The 19,088-nt window shown below is 69.3% G+C and carries 14 protein-coding genes and 1 tRNA gene; all 15 read left to right on the forward strand.

All coding sequences use genetic code 11. The features are described from left to right. Window positions 1-87 precede the first annotated feature (87 nt). The 15 genes from ACYVK5_RS03720 (at window position 88) to rpsG (ending at window position 19,060) form a co-directional block, all read left to right on the forward strand. Window positions 88-163 (forward strand) — tRNA-Trp (locus ACYVK5_RS03720). Window positions 164-286: 123 nt separating this feature from the next. Continuing rightward, window positions 287-517: a preprotein translocase subunit SecE gene (gene secE, locus ACYVK5_RS03725; RefSeq protein ID WP_460702960.1), complete on the forward strand. Its 231-nt coding sequence runs from the start codon at window positions 287-289 to the stop codon at window positions 515-517. A gap of 213 nt (window positions 518-730) precedes the next feature. Next, window positions 731-1,534: a transcription termination/antitermination protein NusG gene (gene nusG / locus ACYVK5_RS03730; RefSeq protein WP_460701947.1), complete on the forward strand. Its 804-nt coding sequence runs from the start codon at window positions 731-733 to the stop codon at window positions 1,532-1,534. A gap of 69 nt (window positions 1,535-1,603) precedes the next feature. Further along, a complete protein-coding gene (gene rplK / locus ACYVK5_RS03735; RefSeq protein WP_460701949.1) occupies window positions 1,604-2,035 on the forward strand; it encodes a 50S ribosomal protein L11 in 432 nt (143 codons plus the stop codon). Window positions 2,036-2,267: 232 nt separating this feature from the next. Beyond that, window positions 2,268-2,984, forward strand: a complete 717-nt coding sequence (rplA, locus tag ACYVK5_RS03740) for a 50S ribosomal protein L1 (protein ID WP_460701951.1) — start codon at window positions 2,268-2,270, stop codon at window positions 2,982-2,984. Between the two features lie 312 nt (window positions 2,985-3,296). Continuing rightward, complete coding sequence (locus ACYVK5_RS03745; RefSeq protein WP_460701953.1) at window positions 3,297-3,935, forward strand: RNA polymerase sigma factor; 639 nt, start codon at window positions 3,297-3,299, stop codon at window positions 3,933-3,935. Continuing rightward, window positions 3,926-4,471, forward strand: coding sequence for a hypothetical protein (locus ACYVK5_RS03750; protein ID WP_460701955.1), 546 nt, complete (start codon window positions 3,926-3,928; stop codon window positions 4,469-4,471). Before ACYVK5_RS03745 ends, ACYVK5_RS03750 begins: the two co-directional genes overlap by 10 nt. Before the next feature lie 112 nt (window positions 4,472-4,583). Further along, window positions 4,584-6,044, forward strand: a complete 1,461-nt coding sequence (locus ACYVK5_RS03755) for a S8 family peptidase (RefSeq protein ID WP_460701957.1) — start codon at window positions 4,584-4,586, stop codon at window positions 6,042-6,044. A gap of 10 nt (window positions 6,045-6,054) precedes the next feature. Further along, entirely contained in the window at window positions 6,055-8,637 is a 2,583-nt protein-coding gene (locus ACYVK5_RS03760) for a CHAT domain-containing protein (RefSeq protein ID WP_460701959.1), read from the forward strand. A 311-nt stretch (window positions 8,638-8,948) separates the two neighbouring features. Further along, window positions 8,949-9,479, forward strand: coding sequence for a 50S ribosomal protein L10 (rplJ, locus tag ACYVK5_RS03765; protein WP_460701961.1), 531 nt, complete (start codon window positions 8,949-8,951; stop codon window positions 9,477-9,479). 81 nt (window positions 9,480-9,560) lie between these two features. After that, window positions 9,561-9,950: a 50S ribosomal protein L7/L12 gene (gene rplL / locus ACYVK5_RS03770; protein ID WP_460701964.1), complete on the forward strand. Its 390-nt coding sequence runs from the start codon at window positions 9,561-9,563 to the stop codon at window positions 9,948-9,950. Between the two features lie 397 nt (window positions 9,951-10,347). Beyond that, window positions 10,348-13,860: a DNA-directed RNA polymerase subunit beta gene (rpoB, locus tag ACYVK5_RS03775; RefSeq protein ID WP_460701966.1), complete on the forward strand. Its 3,513-nt coding sequence runs from the start codon at window positions 10,348-10,350 to the stop codon at window positions 13,858-13,860. 59 nt (window positions 13,861-13,919) lie between these two features. Next, a complete protein-coding gene (locus ACYVK5_RS03780; RefSeq protein WP_460701968.1) occupies window positions 13,920-17,801 on the forward strand; it encodes a DNA-directed RNA polymerase subunit beta' in 3,882 nt (1,293 codons plus the stop codon). A gap of 414 nt (window positions 17,802-18,215) precedes the next feature. After that, complete coding sequence (rpsL, locus tag ACYVK5_RS03785) at window positions 18,216-18,590, forward strand: 30S ribosomal protein S12 (protein ID WP_460701970.1); 375 nt, start codon at window positions 18,216-18,218, stop codon at window positions 18,588-18,590. Beyond that, window positions 18,590-19,060 carry a 30S ribosomal protein S7 gene (gene rpsG, locus ACYVK5_RS03790; RefSeq protein WP_123815740.1) on the forward strand — a complete coding sequence of 157 codons (471 nt, stop codon included), beginning with the start codon at window positions 18,590-18,592 and terminating at the stop codon, window positions 19,058-19,060. The genes rpsL and rpsG overlap by 1 nt, the downstream gene beginning before the upstream one ends. Window positions 19,061-19,088: the final 28 nt, after the last annotated feature.

Raw genomic sequence — 19,088 nt, forward strand, 5'->3', positions numbered from 1 at the left:
ACAGTTGGGCACCGGTGATTGGCTCGTCGCCAGCTGGACCGCGCCCCTGTTGGCGTGGTGGCTGGATGGTGACGATGCTGCCGCCGAAGGGTAGTGGCGCAATTGGTAGCGCAGCGGTCTCCAAAACCGCAGGTTGCAGGTTCGAGTCCTGTCTACCCTGCCAGCGTTGGTCCCGCCGGGGTCACGCAGAGCGGGGCCACGCGAGTGGCGCCGGGCCAGACCGTTCCGCCTCCGTGGCGGGGCAGATGCCACAGGAGTGGGGTTAGCAGTGAGCGACACCGAGGTGATGAAGAGCACTGCGGAACGTCCCAGTGAGGGCCGCCGCAACATCTTCGCGCGGATCGCGCTCTTCGTGCGTCAGGTGATCGGCGAGCTCAAGAAGGTCGTCACGCCCACACGCTCGGAGCTGCTCAACTACACCTGGGTCGTCCTCGTGTTCCTGGTCGTGGTCATGCTGTTCGTGACGGCACTCGACTTCGGGATCGGCAAGCTCACCTTCCTGGTCTTCGGAAACTGACGCGAGCACGCTGAGCCCTCGAGGCTCGCCGGGCCCGCGGTGCCGTGTCACACGGCACAGGTCTTCGGGCGCGATCGGTAGCTCGTCACCGCGCACACTGCGCGACAATGGGAGCCGGGTGTGGTGTCGTGTTCCGAAGGCCGCATCCGAGCCACCGGGTTCGCAACGTTGTGCCGGGTCCTTCCCGGCCAGGAGAAGAAAGCAGGTTCGTACGTGTCCCAGGATTCTCTGGACCAGACGGAGAACGTCGAGCTGCCCGACGCCGAGAGCGCCGAGGCGGGCGATGACGTGACCGTGGACACCGAGAACGCCGACGCGCCTGCGGACGTCGCCGATGACGAGGAGGTCCCCGCCGAGGAGCCGACCCCGGCGGACGAGGCCGCTCCGGCCGAGGCCGTCGACGAGGTCGCCGAGTTCAAGAGCATGCTGCGCTCGCAGCCGGGCGACTGGTACGTCATCCACTCCTACGCGGGCTACGAGAACCGTGTGAAGGCCAACCTGGAGAACCGCATCCAGAGCCTGAACATGGAGGACTACATCTTCCAGATCGAGGTCCCCATGGAAGAGGTGGCCGAGATCAAGAACGCGCAGAAGAAGATCGTGCGCCGGGTCCGCATCCCCGGGTACGTGCTCGTGCGCATGGACCTCACCGACGAGTCGTGGGGCGCCGTGCGCCACACGCCGGGCGTGACGGGCTTCGTCGGGCACACCCACCAGCCGGTTCCCCTGACGTTCGACGAGATCTACTCGATGCTCGCCCCGACGGTGGAGGCCCAGCCGGCCGCCGCCGGGAAGGCAGGCGGCGAGTCCGCCGCCTCCGGTGGGCCGGCCAAGTCCGCCGTGCACGTGGACTTCGAGGTCGGCGAGTCGGTCACCGTCACGGACGGCCCGTTCGACACGCTGCCCGCCACCATCTCCGAGATCAACGTGGAGTCGCAGAAGCTCCACGTGCTCGTTTCGATCTTCGGCCGGGAGACCCCGGTCGAGCTGGGGTTCGACCAGGTCGCCAAGATCTGATCCGTCCCCGGTCCCATTGCAACCGGGTCATCGCCCACGGCGTCGGCCCATCGACAGAAAGCGCAGAGAATGCCCCCCAAGAAGAAGGTCGCCGGCCTCATCAAGCTCCAGATCCAGGCCGGCGCGGCGAACCCCGCCCCGCCGATCGGTCCCGCGCTGGGTCAGCACGGCGTGAACATCATGGAGTTCTGCAAGGCCTACAACGCGGCGACCGAGTCGCAGCGCGGCAACGTGATCCCGGTGGAGATCACGGTCTACGAGGACCGCTCCTTCACCTTCATCACGAAGACGCCGCCGGCCGCGGAGCTCATCAAGAAGGCGGCGGGTGTCAAGAAGGGCTCGGGCACCCCGCACACGACCAAGGTCGCGAACCTGACCATGGACCAGGTCAAGGAGATCGCGCAGACCAAGATGCCGGATCTCAACGCGAACGACATCGACGCGGCCTCCAAGATCATCGCGGGCACCGCCCGCTCGATGGGGATCACCGTCAGCCAGTGACGGTCCCGCCGCCGGCGGTCGCGTTCTCCGCGACACCGGCAGGCGACCGATCCGAACCAGACCGGGTGCCCGGCGACCGCCGTCGGGCAGCACTGTGGAACTGACGAAGACGCGGCGAACGGCACCGGCCGAGGAACGAGGCCGGAGCCGGCAGCCCGGCTAGGAAGCTCCCCGGTTCAGCACTGTGGCAGGGCCGTCAGGCCCGCTACGACCACGAAGGAAGGGCTCAGAAATGGCCAAGCAGGGCAAGAACTACCGCAGCGCGTTCGCGAAGGTCGACCGCGACAACCTCTACGCGCCGCTCGAGGCGGTCCGTCTCGCCAAGGAGACCGCGACCACCAAGTACGACTCGACCGTCGAGGTCGTGTTCCGTCTCGGTGTGGACCCGCGCCAGGCGGACCAGATGGTCCGCGGCACGGTGAACCTGCCGCACGGTACGGGTAAGACCGCCAAGGTCATCGTGTTTGCGAACGCCGCGAAGGCGGAGGAGGCCCGCGCCGCGGGTGCCGACGAGGTCGGCGGCGACGAGCTGATCGAGAAGGTCGCCGGTGGTTACACCGACTTCGACGCCGCGGTGGCCACGCCGGACCTCATGGGCAAGGTCGGTCGTCTCGGTAAGGTGCTGGGCCCCCGTGGCCTGATGCCGAACCCGAAGACCGGCACCGTGACGATGGACGTGACCAAGGCCGTGACCGAGATCAAGGGCGGCAAGATCGAGTTCCGCGTCGACAAGCACGCGAACCTGCACTTCATCATCGGCAAGGTGTCCTTCTCGGACGAGCACCTGGTGGAGAACTACGGCGCTGCGCTCGACGAGGTCCTGCGTCTCAAGCCGTCCTCCTCGAAGGGCCGCTACATCACGAAGGCGACGATGACGACGACGATGGGCCCGGGCATCCCGCTCGACCAGTCGCGCACGTCGAACCTCATGGAGGCTTCGGCCGCCTGAGCCGGACCACCCGCTGACGACGTCGGCCCGCGCCCCGCACCGGGGCGCGGGCCGACGTCGTTTTCCCGATGTATCAAACGGCGCCCGACACCCTCTGTACTGGTGAGAGCAGGAGGTCGCGTGCAGGCGGGAGATCGTTCCGCCCGCCGCGGCCTTCACATCGTCGCTTCGTCCCAGAGGGGTGGGTGCCGGGTGCATGTACCGGTGAGGAGGGCTCGGACACGTCGTGTGTGTCCGAGTGCCCCCGTATATTTGCAGGGTCCAGTACCGATACGTCCGCGCGCGCGGGCGACGAGACCCTGCATCGAGGCGATGACAAGACGCTGCGACGCTCCGTCGGCATCCGATTTCCACGACGCTCCCGGCTCCACGCTCGGGGAGCGTGCCGCGCATGCGCTGATCGCGTATCGGGAGGGCCGCGCCGATCGCCTGGACGCCGTCGTCCGGGAGGCGACCCCGCTGCTGTGGGCGACTGTCCGCGCCCAGGGCGTGGACCGGGACGCGGCGGCCGACATCGTCCAGAACACCTGGGTGCAGCTCGTCAAGTACGCGGACCGCATCGAGGAACCGCGCGCTGTCCTGAAGTGGCTGCTCACCACGGCCCGGCGGGCGGCATGGGAAGCCGTCCGGAACGACCGCGCCGACGCCGTGCGGCTGACGGACCTGCCCGATGACGACGCCGGTCATACCCGCCTGCCCGATGACGCGCCGCAGCCGGACGCGGAGGTGCTGACCAGGGAACGCGACCGGCTGCTCTGGAAGGCCTTCAGCAAACTGTCCGACCGCTGCCGCGAACTGCTGCACCTGGTCTCCCTTGCGGACCGCCCCGACTACCGGATGATCTCCGCCGCGGTCGGTATGCCGGTCGGGAGCATCGGGGCGACGCGCGGCCGGTGCCTCGCCAAACTGCGGTCCGAACTCGACCGGATGGGGGGCGGGGCATGGATCTGAACGGAGAGGACTTCCCGGAGATCCGGGACGAGGAGCTCACGCTCTCGCCCGCCGAGCCGATGAACGGTGCCGATCGCGCCGTCCTCGCGCATCTCTCCGAGGTTGCCGGCCTGCTCGATCCGGTGCCCGGTGACCTCGTCGAGCGATCGTTGTTCGCGGCGACCCTCGCGGGGCTCGAGGCCGAGATGATGGAGGCCGTGCACCTGCCCGAGCCGCTGGCCGGCGTGCGCTCGGCCACGGCCGAGGGCGTGCCGACCGAGGCGCGGACCATCTCCTTCACGCACGGCGATCTCACGCTGATGATCCAGCTCTCCGCCGAGCGCGCCGGCCGGATCCGCGTGGATGGCTGGATCGCGATGTCGACGCCGTCGTACACCGTCGAGCTGCACCGGCCGGGCGCGGCCCCGGAGGCGACGGAGGCGGACGAGGACGGGCGGTTCTCGTTCCCGGCGGTGCAGCCCGGTCCGGCCAGTCTGATCGTCCACCGCCCGGAGGCCGACGGCGGCGCTGTGAGCACACCCGTGATCGAACTGTAGTGAGGCGCCGGCAAGCATCATCGTGGCCTGAGGGGAGGTCAGTCGCATCGTGGCCTCGGGGGAGGCCGCATCGGCGAGGCGCAAGCATCCGACGAACGAGAGGTGACCCCCTGTGAGCTCTTTCCCCGAGACCCCACATGTACGCGACCACACCGGTGGCTGGCGCCCGGTCCGGGACCTGAACCCGGAATCGGCACACTGCCGCCGGGAGATCTCCCTGGCCCCCACCCGCTACGTGGCGGACCGCCTGATCCTCCGGACCACGCCGGGTGACGACCCGGACCCGTTGCTCGACCTGCTGCGGGCGCGAGCGACGGAACGGAACCTCGAGCTCGAGGAGGAGCGCCTGGAACGGGCCGGGTCGCGCGGCGGGGTGACACAGCCGGGCCTCGCCGTGCACCTCGCCGGGAACGACGGCGACGTGTGGGACCTGCTGGACGACATCGCGTCCGCGGCCGACGCCCACGAGCGCAAGCGCATCGGGCTGGACCACGTGCTGGCCGGGCACCGGAACGGGGGAGGGCTGCCGGTTCCCGGTGACCGCGAGCCCGCCCATCGGATCGGTCCGGCGCCTCGCCGCCTGTTCGGAGACGGGCCCGCACCGTGGCTCACGGTGGACGGGATGCACCGCCCCGTCGTGGCGGTCGTCGACACGGGGATCGGGGAGCACCCCTGGCTGGACGGCGACAGACTGGTGATCCGGGACGCGGAGGTCGACGGCCACCCCATCGGTACCTACACCGAAGACGAACCGGACACCACACCTGACGGCCTCACCCCGTTCGCCGGGCACGGCACGTTCATCGCCGGCGTCGTGCACCAGATGTGTCCGGACGCCGCGATCCTGCCTGTCCGGGCGATGTCGACCGACGGGCTGGTCCGTGAGTGGGACCTGACGCGGACGCTGGAACGCCTGCTGGAGTATCACCTGCGCGGCCTCGCCGGGAGTGACGGCCACGCGCCGGTCGACGTCCTCGTGCTCGCCATGGGCTTCCGCCCCGAGACCGTGGAGGACGACGACTACGAAGGAGTCCTCCGGGGGGTGCTGAGGGATCTGCGCCGGGCGGGTGTGCTCGTCGTGGTGTCGGCCGGCAACGACGGGGACGAGCGCGAGGTCTTCCCCGCGGCCTGGGCGCCGCACGTCCGGCGGCTCGAGGACCGGGTCGAGCCGCTCGACCTGAACGATCTGCGCCCGGAGTACCCGCCGATCCTGTCGGTCGCCGCGTCCAACCCGAACGGCACGCTCGCGGACTTCAGCAACGACGGTCCCTGGGTCACCTGTGTGCGGCACGGCCGGGAGGTGATCAGCACGATGCCGATCACGGCCGACGGCCCTCTCCAGCCCCAGTTCCTCGGGGACGACCCACTGCGCGAGTCGACCGATCCGGATGACTTCACCGGGGGATTCGCGCAGTGGAGCGGCACGTCCTTCGCCGCGCCGGTGCTCGCCGGAGAGCTCGCGCAGGAACTCCTGGAGCGGCGGCGGGAGGGAGCCGAGGACCACCGGGTGGCCATGGCGTGGCGGGCCGTGCAGGCCGTGACGGGTATGCCCGAACCGGTCGCCGCACGATGAGGCCCGCGCCATGACGGTGGACGGCTCGCATCTGGAGTCGCTCGCGTCCCGGATCAAAGCGGCACGTGAGCTGAACAAGCGGGCGCGATGGGCCGAGGGCGAGTCGGCGTTCCGCCGTGTGCTCGACGAGATCGACGCGATCGACGTCGAGCGACTCGGCCAGGCACAGCGACGCGTGTGGGACGGCCTCGCCGTCCGTGGGCATCTGGGCCTCTCGAACTCGGTGCTCATGCGGACCGACTCACTCGACGAGGCGATGCAGCTGTGCGCCCGGGCCGAGGGGTTCGCCGAGGCGTCCGCCGACACGTCCCTGGGAACGCTCGTCCAACTGCAGCGCGGTGTACTCCTGATCCGCACCGGCAGCACGCGGGTAGCGCTCGGCCACTTCTCCGAGGCATGCGAGAACGCCCACATGCTCGAGGACGAGGAGCGGGCGATCCTGCTCCTGAACCGGGGAAACGCGCACAGCGAGCTCGGCATGTTCGACGCCGCCCTGCGTGACTACCAGGAGTCCTACGAGCATGCAGCCAACGCCGGGAACGTCATGTCCACCTCCTTCGCGCTCGGCAACATCGGGTACGCCATGTACGCCATGGGAGACCTGCCCGGCGCCCTCGCGTCGATGGAGCGGTCCCATGACCTGACGCCGGACCGGGACGACGGCATCCCGCTCCTGGCGCGCGCCGAGGTGCTGTTCGACAGCGGCCTGCTCGAGGACGCCGAGCGCCTCCTGAGGACGGCCGTCGAGCAGCTCGCCAAGGTGGGGTGGCGCGCCGACCACGCCGAGGCCGAGTGGTTCCATGCCCGATGCCTGCTGGGACTTCGCCAGTACGACGCGGCGCGCCGGACAGCACGGCGGGCCAGTCGGCGGTTCGCCGACGCGGGGAACCACTCCATGGCGGCGCTCGCCCAGGTCCTGGAACTCGAGGCGGAGCTCGCCGCCACCCGGTTCGAGGCTCCCACACCCGCCATCGCCCGACGCCGGGCGGAGACCGCGCTCACCGTCGCGCGAGAAGGGGACGGGACCGGCTCGTTCCTGGGCTACCACCCGGGCCACGCCGCCCGCCTCGTCGCCGCGCGCTGGCTCGTGCTCGCCGGCGACATCGTCCGGGCCCGCCGGGTGTTCGACGTCGTCGGCCGCGACAGCCCGGGCACCCCGCTCACCTTCCGCATCCAGCGCCTTGTCGTCGCGGCCCAGCTAGCCTTCGCCGAGCACAACCGCTCCCGGGGACTGCGCGCAGTGCGCCAGGGCTTCCGGCTCCTGCGTGAACACCGGTCGCGGCTCGGCGCCGTCGAATCGGTGACCGCGGCCGCCGTGCACGGTGTCGACCTCCAGCTCGTCGACGTCGGAGCCGCGCTCGAGACCGGGCGAGCGCAGGCGTTCTTCGACGCGCTGGAACGAGGGCGATCCACGTTCGCCGGCGCCGGCCGGGTCACCCCGCCCGACGATCCGGCGGCCGCCGAACTCCTCGCCGAGGCCCGCGGCCTCCTCGGACGAGCCCGGGAACTCCCCGCCGACGGCGAGCATGCGGTCGAGCGGGAAGATCTCACCCGGCGCGCCGGGTTGCTCCAGAACCAGGTACGCGAACGCTCCTGGCTGCATGCCGGGGACGCCGAGGTGGACCAGCCCGTCACCGCACGCGAGACGGTGCGCGCGCTCGGCGGCGGCGCCGTCGTCGCCAACTTCGCCGTCCTCGGCGGACACCTCCGTGCCGTCCGGGTCGACGACCGCGGCGCCGCGCTCCTCGACCTCGGCGAGCCCGCCGGCGTCGAGGAACGCGTGCGCCGCGTCCGCGCCGACATCGCGGTCGCCACCAACGAGCACATCCCGCCACCACTACGCGCGGCCGCGCAGGCATCCCTCGACCGTTCCCTCAAGAAGCTGGATGACGCCATCCTCGCGCCCCTGAGAGCCGAGGGCGACCTGCACGTCGTGGCCCGCGAACCCCTGCTCGGCATCCCGTGGGCGGCGCTGCCGTCCCGGCAGGGGAGGCGCACGTCGGTCAACTCGCACGTGGCACGAGGCCGCCGCGACGCACGCCCCGGCACCCGCCACCGCCTGCTCGCCGCCGCCGGACCCGGTGTCGCACACGGCGCCGGTGAGGCCGTCGCGGTCGGTGAGGAGTGGCCCGGCGCCACGGTCCTCACCAGCCAGGCGGCGACCACCGCCGCGGTCCGTGCGGCACTCGCCACGCACGACGTCGTCCACCTCGCCGCCCACGGCCGGCACGACGCCGACAACCCGCTCTTCGCCTCGATCGAGCTGGCCGACGGTCCCCTCTTCGCCCACGAACTCGACGGCATGCGGCTGCCCGGCTCCGTGGTGGTGCTCGCCGCGTGCGAGGTCGGCGGCTCCTCCGAGGTGGTCGGGGGAGAGGTGCTGGGCCTCACCTCGGTACTGCTCCGGCTCGGCGCACGGGCGGTCATCGCGGCGGTCGCGCCCCTGCCCGACGCCCTCGCGGCCCAGGTCATGCCTCGCTTCCACGCCCACCTCCGGGCCACGGACGACCCGGAGGCGGCGCTCGCGGCCGCCTGCGCGGAGGCGGATCAGCCGGTCCCGCTGGTCTGCTTCGCGGCCCTGGAGTCCCTCTGACGAGGATTCCCCTTGCGGTGTGGCGAGGCGCACGTGCCCGCCTGCGTCCGTCGTCGTGCACCTCGTGTAGTCTTGCCCGGTAACCACAGACCGCCGGTTGTCCGATGCTGCCCGGGAACGGGGAGCAGAGGACCGAAGTCCCGCTGACACGCGGGGGCCTGCGCAGGTGAACGACGACGATCCGTCCGGCCCTCGTGGCCGAATGTGTTCCGAGCCCCGTGCGCCTGCGCCGGGGCTCCTTTCGTTTCCGGGGGAGACCGCCCCGGGCTCACGCCCGAGGGGACGGCGGTACCACCACCGGAAGGATTGCCATGGCGAGGCCGGACAAGGCAGCCGCCGTCGCGGAGATCGCGGACAAGCTCCGCGAGTCCAACGCGGCCGTGCTGACCGAGTACCGCGGGCTCACCGTCGCGCAGCTCAAGGATCTGCGCCGGTCGCTCAGCGGCAACGCAACCTACGCCGTGGTGAAGAACACGCTGACGGGGATCGCGGCCAAGGAGGCCGGTGTCGAGGGTCTCGACGCCGACCTGAAGGGCCCGTCCGCCATCGCATTCGTGACCGGGGACCCGGTCGAGGCTGCGAAGGGTCTGCGTGACTTCGCCAAGGCGAACCCCGCGCTGGTCATCAAGGGCGGTGTCCTTGACGGGAACGCCCTGACCGCCGCGGAGATCACGAAGCTCGCGGACCTCGAGTCCCGCGAGGTTCTGCTGGCCAAGGTGGCCGGCGGCCTGAAGGCCACGCTGACCCGTGCGGCGTACGCGTTCACCGCCAAGCCCGCCCAGGTCGCCCGCATCATCGATGCCCTGCGTCAGAAGCAGGAATCGGAGGGTGCCGCCGCGTGATGCGTGGTGGTACCGAGAACACAACCCCCTGCTTCTGGCGGGCGATGCCCCGCGAAGCGCTGAAGTGAAAGGAACGCCATCATGGCGAAGCTCAGCACCGACGAGCTCCTGTCCGCCTTCGAGGAGCTCACGCTCATCGAGCTCTCCGAGTTCGTGAAGGCCTTCGAGGAGAAGTTCGACGTCACCGCCGCCGCGCCGGCCGCCGTGGCCGTTGCCGCCCCCGCTGGCGGCGACGGTGGTGCCGCCGCCGAGGAGGAGAAGACGGAGTTCGACGTCATCCTCACGGCCGCCGGCGACAAGAAGATCGGCGTCATCAAGGAGGTGCGCGCCCTCACGTCCCTCGGCCTGAAGGAGGCCAAGGACCTGGTGGACGGCGCCCCCAAGGCGGTCCTCGAGGCCGCCAGCAAGGAAGACGCGGAGAAGGCCAAGGCTGCCCTCGAGGGCGCCGGCGCCACCGTCGAGCTCAAGTGAGCCACGAGGTCGCGTGACCTCTGCCCGTCTCGGGCAGGTGATCGCCCGGCGCGGCCCCGCGCCGTCGTCGGGCGTCATCGTCAGACACGAGGCCCGCACGCCCGGAATGCCGGGGTGCGGGCCTCGTGCCGTCTTGTCGTGTCGGTGCGGATGCGCACCATTTTCCGAATCCACCTCGATTCGGCGTGCACGACAGACGGCGAGTAGACATACTTGAAGTGAATAGGTATGCTAGCGCTTTGCGCCCGCGTGTGCCCTCGACGCCGCCACATTGCTTCCCGAATGACCTGGTCACATCCTTGGACGGGATGTCCACGGACCACCGGTGAAGCCGGCCGAGCTTCCTGCCGCACCCGAGCGTACAGCGTTCACCCCGTACTGCAGGGAAGGACCCCTCTTGGCTGCCTCGCGCACCCCTTCAGCACCGTCCGCCGACGCCATCGCGAACCGTACCGCCTCACGTCGCGTCTCCTTCGCCAAGATCCACGAACCGCTCGAAGTTCCTGACCTGCTCGGTCTGCAGACCGAGAGCTTCGACTGGCTGCTGGGCAACGCCGATTGGCAGGCCCGTGTCGCCGCGGCGAAGGCCGGCGGCCGGAACGATGTCCCGGAGGCCTCCGGTCTGGAAGAGATCTTCGAGGAGATCTCGCCGATCGAGGATTTCGGTCAGTCGATGTCTCTGTCATTCTCCAACCACCGCTTCGAGCCGCCGAAGTACTCGGCGGACGAGTGCAAGGAGAAGGACTTCACGTTTGCCGCCCCGCTGTTCGTGACCGCGGAGTTCGTGAACTACACGACCGGTGAGATCAAGAGCCAGACCGTGTTCATGGGTGACTTCCCGCTCATGACCGAGCGCGGCACGTTCATCATCAACGGCACCGAGCGCGTCGTCGTCTCGCAGCTCGTGCGCAGCCCGGGCGTGTACTTCGAGCGCACCCCGGACAAGACCAGCGACAAGGACGTCTTCTCCGCGAAGGTGATCCCGTCGCGCGGTGCGTGGCTGGAGTTCGAGATCGACAAGCGCGACGCCGTCGGCGTGCGCGTCGACCGCAAGCGCAAGCAGCCGGTCACCGTGCTCCTGAAGGCGCTCGGCCTGACCGAGGCGCAGATCCGCGAGGAGTTCGCGGACTTCCCGTCGGTGCTGGACACCCTCGAGAAGGACCACGTCCACACCGAGGACGAGGCGCTCGTCGACCTGTACCGCAAGATCCGCCCGGGTGAGCCCCCGACGGTCGAGGCCGGTCGCACGCTGCTGGAGAACTTCTACTTCAACCCGAAGCGGTACGACCTGGCGAAGGTGGGTCGCTACAAGCTCGGCAAGAAGGTCGGTACGGACGCTCCGCTGACGGATTCGACGCTGTCGGTGGGCGACGTCGTCGCCACGATCAAGTACCTCGCCGCGCTGCACGCCGACGTGGACGCCATCGGCGGCCTGCGCAACGGTCAGCCGGTCGAGGTCCGCGTCGAGACGGACGACATCGACCACTTCGGCAACCGCCGTATCCGCGCCGTGGGTGAGCTCATCCAGAACCAGGTGCGCACGGGCCTGTCCCGTATGGAGCGTGTCGTGCGCGAGCGCATGACCACGCAGGACGTCGAGGCGATCACGCCGCAGACGCTGATCAACATCCGGCCGGTCGTGGCGTCGATCCGCGAGTTCTTCGGTACCTCCCAGCTGTCGCAGTTCATGGACCAGAACAACCCGCTGGCCGGTCTGACGCACAAGCGCCGCCTGTCCGCGCTCGGTCCGGGCGGTCTCTCGCGCGACCGCGCGGGCATGGAGGTCCGCGACGTCCACCCGTCGCACTACGGCCGCATGTGCCCCATCGAGACCCCGGAAGGCCCGAACATCGGCCTGATCGGCTCGCTGGCGTCGTTCGGGCGGATCAACCCGTTCGGCTTCATCGAGACGCCGTACCGCAAGGTCGTCAACGGTCGCGTGACGGACGACGTCGAGTACCTGACGTCCGACGACGAGGACCGCCACGTCATCGCGCAGGCGAACACGTCGCTGACCGCCGACGGCGCCTTCGAGACGGACCGCGTCCTGGTCCGCACCAAGGGCGGCGAGACCAACGACGTCCTGGCCACGGACGTCGACTACATGGACGTCTCGCCGCGCCAGATGGTGTCGGTCGCGACCGCGCTCATCCCGTTCCTCGAGCACGACGACGCGAACCGCGCGCTCATGGGCGCCAACATGCAGCGCCAGGCGGTGCCGCTGGTGCGCTCGGAGATGCCGGTGGTCGGTACGGGCATGGAGCGCCGTGCGGCGATCGACGCCGGCGACGTGATCGTGGCGAACAAGCCCGGCGTGGTCACCGAGGTGTCCGCGGACCTGGTCCTCGTCGCGAACGACGACGGCACCACCGGGTCCTACCGCGTGCACAAGTTCATCCGCTCGAACCAGGGCACCAGCTACAACCAGCGGGTACTCGTGGACGAGGGGCAGCGCGTCGAGGTCGGCTCGGTGCTGGCGGACGGCCCGGCGACCGACGAGGGCGAGCTCGCTCTCGGCAAGAACCTGCTCGTGGCATTCATGTCGTGGGAGGGCCACAACTACGAGGACGCGATCATCCTGAGCCAGCGGCTCGTGGAGGACGACGTCCTGTCCTCGATCCACATCGAGGAGCACGAGGTCGACGCGCGTGACACGAAGCTCGGCCCCGAGGAGATCACGCGGGACATCCCGAACGTCTCCGAGGAGGTCCTGGGCGACCTCGACGAGCGCGGCATCGTCCGGATCGGCGCCGAGGTCGGCGCGGGCGACATCCTGGTCGGCAAGGTCACCCCGAAGGGCGAGACCGAGCTGACCCCGGAGGAGCGCCTGCTGCGGGCGATCTTCGGCGAGAAGGCCCGCGAGGTGCGCGACACCTCGCTGAAGGTGCCTCACGGCGAGTCCGGCACGGTCATCGCGGTGCGCGAGTTCAACCGGGAGGACGGCGACGAGCTGCCCGCCGGCGTGAACCAGCTGGTGCGCGTCTACATCGCGAACCGCCGCAAGATCACCGTGGGTGACAAGCTGGCCGGCCGTCACGGCAACAAGGGTGTCATCTCGAAGATCCTGCCGGTCGAGGACATGCCGTTCCTCGAGGACGGCACCCCGGTCGACGTGATCCTGAACCCGCTGGGCGTGCCCGGTCGTATGAACGTGGGCCAGGTCCTGGAGACGCACCTCGGGTGGGTCGCCAAGCAGGGCTGGGACGTCTCCGCCGCCGAGGACCCGAAGGCCGAGTGGCTGGACAACGTTCCGGAGATCGCGCGGTCGAGCACGCCGGGTGACCCGGTCGCCACGCCGGTGTTCGACGGTCTGCAGGAGGACGCGCTGCGCGGCCTCATCGCGACGACCCTGCCGAACCGTGACGGCCAGCGCATGGTCGGTCTCGACGGGAAGGCGCTCCTGTTCGACGGCCGCTCCGGCGAGCCGTTCCCGGAGCCGATCTCGACGGGCTACATGTACATCCTGAAGCTCCACCACCTGGTGGACGACAAGATCCACGCCCGCTCGACCGGTCCGTACTCGATGATCACGCAGCAGCCGCTGGGTGGTAAGGCGCAGTTCGGTGGTCAGCGTTTCGGCGAGATGGAGGTGTGGGCCCTGGAGGCGTACGGCGCCGCCTACACGCTGCAGGAACTGCTCACCATCAAGTCCGACGACGTCCCCGGTCGTGTCAAGGTCTACGAGGCCATCGTCAAGGGCGAGAACATCCCCGACTCGGGTATCCCTGAGTCCTTCAAGGTGCTCCTGAAGGAGATGCAGTCGCTCTGCCTGAACGTGGAGGTGCTGTCCAGCGACGGCGCCGCCATCGAGATGAAGGAGTCCGACGACGAGGTGTACCGCGCCGCGGAGGAGCTCGGGATCGACCTGTCCCGGCGCCCCAACTCGGCGTCCACCGTCGACGAGATCTGAAACCGGGCCCGTCCCGGAAAACCAAGATTTTTCGAGAACTCTTCAGGAAGTAGGACACCTTGCTCGACGTCAACATCTTCGACGAGCTGCGTATCGGCCTCGCCACGGCCGACAACATCCGCGCCTGGTCGCACGGCGAGGTCAAGAAGCCCGAGACCATCAACTACCGCACCCTGAAGCCGGAGAAGGACGGGCTCTTCTGCGAGAAGATCTTCGGCCCCACCCGGGACTGGGAGTGCTACTGCGGTAAGTACAAGCGCGTGCGCTTCAAGGGCATCATCTGCGAGCGCTGCGGCGTGGAGGTCACGCGCTCCAAGGTGCGCCGTGAGCGCATGGCCCACATCGAGCTGGCCGCACCGGTCACGCACATCTGGTTCTTCAAGGGCGTGCCCTCGCGTCTGGGCTACCTGCTGGACCTGGCGCCGAAGGACCTGGAGAAGGTCATCTACTTCGCCGCGTACATGATCACGGCGGTCGACGACGAGGCGCGCCAGGAGGACCTGCCCAACCTGCAGAACGAGATCGACCTCGAGAAGAAGGAGATCACGGACCGCAGGGACAACGAGATCAACACCCGGGCCACCAAGCTCGAGCAGGATCTCGCCGAGCTGGAGGCCGAGGGCGCCAAGGCCGACGCGCGCCGCAAGGTCCGCGACTCCGCTGAGCGCGAGATGGCACAGCTGCGCAAGCGGGCGGACCAGGAGCTGGACCGCCTGGAGCAGGTCTGGGACCGGTTCAAGAACCTCAAGGTCGCCGACCTCGAGGGCGACGAGATGCTGTACCGCGCCCTGCAGGACCGCTACGGCACCTACTTCGAGGGTGCCATGGGCGCCGCCGCGATCCAGAAGCGCCTGGAGACCTTCGACCTGGAGGCCGAGGCCGAGTCGCTGAAGGAGACCATCCGCAGCGGTAAGGGGCAGCGCAAGACGCGTGCGCTCAAGCGCCTCAAGGTCGTCAACGCGTTCCTCACCACGACGAACTCGCCGACGGCCATGGTGCTCGACGCCGTCCCGGTCATCCCGCCGGACCTGCGCCCGATGGTGCAGCTCGACGGTGGCCGCTTCGCGACGTCGGACCTGAACGACCTGTACCGCCGCGTGATCAACCGGAACAACCGCCTCAAGCGGCTCCTGGACCTGGGCGCGCCGGAGATCATCGTCAACAACGAGAAGCGGATGCTCCAGGAGGCCGTGGACTCGCTGTTCGACAACGGCCGTCGCGGCCGGCCCGTCACGGGCCCGGGCAACCGTCCGCTGAAGTCGATCTCCGACATGCTCAAGGGCAAGCAGGGCCGGTTCCGCCAGAACCTGCTCGGCAAGCGCGTCGACTACTCGGGCCGTTCGGTCATCGTGGTCGGCCCGCAGCTCAAGCTGCACCAGTGCGGTCTGCCGAAGCAGATGGCCCTCGAGCTGTTCAAGCCGTTCGTGATGAAGCGTCTCGTGGAGCTGAACCACGCGCAGAACATCAAGTCGGCGAAGCGCATGGTCGAGCGCACGCGCCCGGTCGTGTGGGACGTGCTCGAAGAGGTCATCACCGAGCACCCCGTCCTGCTGAACCGCGCGCCGACGCTGCACCGCCTGGGTATCCAGGCGTTCGAGCCGCAGCTCGTCGAGGGCAAGGCGATCCACCTGCACCCGCTCGTGTGCGCCGCGTTCAACGCGGACTTCGACGGCGACCAGATGGCGGTCCACCTGCCGCTGAGCGCCGAGGCGCAGGCCGAGGCCCGCATCCTGATGCTGTCCAGCAACAACATCCTCAAGCCGTCGGACGGCCGCCCGGTGACCATGCCTTCGCAGGACATGATCATCGGTCTGCACCACCTGACGAGCGACCGTCAGGACGCCGTCGGCGAGGGCCGGGCGTTCGCGTCGGTGGCCGAGGCGCTCATGGCCTTCGACCGCCACCAGCTGGACATCAACGCCAAGATCAGGCTGCGCCTCGACGACCTGGTGCCGCCGAAGGGCTTCGAGACGCCGGAGGGCTGGGAAGAGGGCCAGCCGATCCTGTTCGAGACGACCCTCGGCCGCTACCTGTTCAACGAGACGCTGCCGGTCGACTACCCGTACGAGAACGGCGTAGCCGACAAGAAGCGGCTCTCGGCGATCGTCAACGACCTGGCGGAGCGTTACCCGAAGGTCGAGGTCGCCGCGGCGCTGGACGCGCTGAAGGACGCGGGCTACTACTGGGCCACGCGCTCGGGTGTCACGATCGCGATCAGCGACGTGGCGGCGCCGAAGGAGAAGTCGGCGATCCTCGACGAGCACGAGGCGCGCGCCCTGAAGGTGCAGCAGCAGTTCGAGCGCGGTCTGATCACCGACGACGAGCGCCGGCAGGAGCTCATCGAGCTGTGGACGCAGGCGACGGACAAGGTCGCGCAGGTCATGCGCGAGAACCTCGAGTCGAACAGCCGGAACACCGTGCTCCGCATGGTGGGTTCCGGTGCCCGTGGTAACTGGATGCAGGTGCGTCAGATCGCCGGTATGCGCGGCCTCGTGGCGAATCCGAAGGGCGAGATCATCCCTCGTCCGATCAAGTCCAACTACCGTGAGGGCCTGTCCGTCCTCGAGTACTTCATCGCGACGCACGGTGCGCGAAAGGGTCTCGCGGACACGGCTCTGCGTACGGCGGACTCGGGTTACCTGACCCGTCGCCTGGTGGACGTCTCGCAGGACGTGATCATCCGCGAGGAGGACTGCGGCACCCAGCGCGGTCTGACCCACCCGGTCGCCGAGAGGCTCGACGACGGTTCGCTGGTCCCGCACCCGCTGGTGGAGACGAGCGTCTACGGCCGCACGTTCGCGGTCGACGTCACCGACGCCGACGGGAACGTCGTGGCGGGGGCCGGCGAGGACTGCGGTGACGTGGCCATCGCGGCCGTCGTCGCGGCGGGCGTCGCCGACGCCAAGGTGCGCTCCGTGCTCACCTGCGAGTCCCGCGTAGGCGCCTGCGCCAAGTGCTACGGCCGCTCCCTGGCCACGGGCAAGCTCGTGGACATCGGCGAGGCCGTCGGTATCATCGCGGCGCAGTCGATCGGTGAGCCGGGTACCCAGCTCACGATGCGTACGTTCCACACCGGTGGTGTGGCCGCCGCGGAGGACATCACGCAGGGTCTGCCGCGTGTCACCGAGCTCTTCGAGGCCCGTACCCCGAAGGGTGAGGCGCCGATCGCGGAGTTCACCGGCACGATCGCCATCGAGGACACCGAGCGCACGCGTCACATCGTCCTCAAGCCGGACGACGGCGCGGAGGAGATCAAGTACCCGGTCACCAAGCGCGCGACGCTGCTCGTGCACGACGGCGACCACGTGTCGGTCGGTACCCAGTTCGTCAAGGGTGCCGTCGACCCGAAGAAGGTGCTGCGCATCCTCGGCCCGCGGGCCACGCAGAGCCACCTGGTGGAGCAGGTCCAGGAGACCTACCGCTCGCAGGGCGTGGACATCCACGACAAGCACATCGAGGTCATCGTGCGGCAGATGCTGCGTCGCGTGACCGTGCTGGACTCGGGTGACTCCGAGCTCCTGCCGGGTGAGCTCGCCGAGCGCATGCGTTTCGAGGACGCGAACCGCAAGGCTGTGGCGGAGGGTGGCCAGCCGGCCGCCGGCCGTCCGGAGCTGATGGGTATCACCAAGGCGTCGCTCGCCACCGACTCGTGGCTCTCGGCGGCCTCCTTCCAGGAGACCACCCGGGTGCTCACCGAGGCGGCGATGAGCGGCCGGCGTGACCCGCTGCTCGGCCTCAAGGAGAACGTCATCATCGGTAAGCTCATCCCCTCCGGCACGGGCCTGGCCCGCTACCGGAACGTGGAGGTCGAGCCGACCGAGCAGGCCAAGGCGGAGCTGTACCCGAGCTTCGGGTACGACGACATCGACTTCCCGACCCTCGGTATGGGCTCGGGCGAGGCGATCCCGCTGGAGGACCTGGACTTCGGCGACTTCCGCTGATCGATGATGTCACCGTCCGACGGCGGTCGTGGGGACGTTTCGTACGGAACGCGACCACGGCCGCCGTCGGGCATGTGAGGTCATGGACCTCACAGTCATTTCGTTTTGACCGCCCGCGAGGCCGCGGGTAGCCTTGTTCAACGTGCCAGCGCCGTCTGGCCGCATAGTTTTGCGGATCGCCTGGTCGCGATCCAGCGGAAGCGGCCGATGTGAGTGCGCGGGCATCCCGGAGAATCTCCCGCAGCTTCGCGCTGCAGGTGAGATCGACCGGGCCATCGAGCCGGTGGTAGGTGGCGTTGCGGACCCGTGAGGGCCGCGGGTGCCGCGTGCGATCGGCACGCACCAGCCACAGACCAACGAAGGGCGTCGGCGGCACCCGCCGGCACCACCAGCTCGACAGACGACGGAGACGTAGTGCCTACGATCCAGCAGCTCGTCCGCAAGGGCCGGAGCTCGAAGGCCGGGAAGTCGAAGACCCCGGCCCTCAAGGGCTCCCCCCAGCGGCGCGGCGTGTGCACCCGTGTGTACACCACCACCCCCAAGAAGCCGAACTCCGCGCTCCGCAAGGTCGCACGTGTGAAGCTCTCCTCCGGCATGGAGGTCACGGCGTACATCCCCGGTGTCGGCCACAACCTGCAGGAGCACTCGATCGTGCTCGTGCGCGGCGGCCGTGTGAAGGACCTCCCGGGTGTTCGCTACAAGATCATCCGCGGGGCCCTCGACACGCAGGGCGTGAAGGGCCGCCAGCAGGCGCGCTCCCGCTACGGCGCCAAGAAGGAGAAGAGCTGATGCCCCGCAAGGGACCGGCCCCGAAGCGGCCGCTCATCGTCGACCCGGTCTACGGGTCCCCGGTTGTCACGCAGCTGATCAACAAGGTGCTGCTGGACGGGAAGAAGTCCACCGCCGAGGCGATCGTCTACGGCGCCCTCGAGGGTGTCCGCAGCAAGACGGACCAGGACCCGGTCGTCGTGCTGAAGCGCGCGCTGGACAACGTCCGCCCGGCGCTCGAGGTGCGTTCGCGCCGTGTCGGTGGCGCCACGTACCAGGTTCCGGTCGAGGTGCGCCCGTCGCGTTCCACGACGCTCGCGCTGCGCTGGCTCACGGACTTCTCCCGGGCCCGCCGCGAGAAGACGATGACCGAGCGTCTGATGAACGAGATCCTCGATGCGTCGAACGGTCTCGGTGCGGCGGTGAAGCGCCGCGAGGACATGCACAAGATGGCTGACTCCAACAAGGCCTTCGCGCACTACCGCTGGTAATAATTGCTCCGACGGCCCCGGTCACCAC

Source organism: Myceligenerans halotolerans (assembly GCF_054782975.1).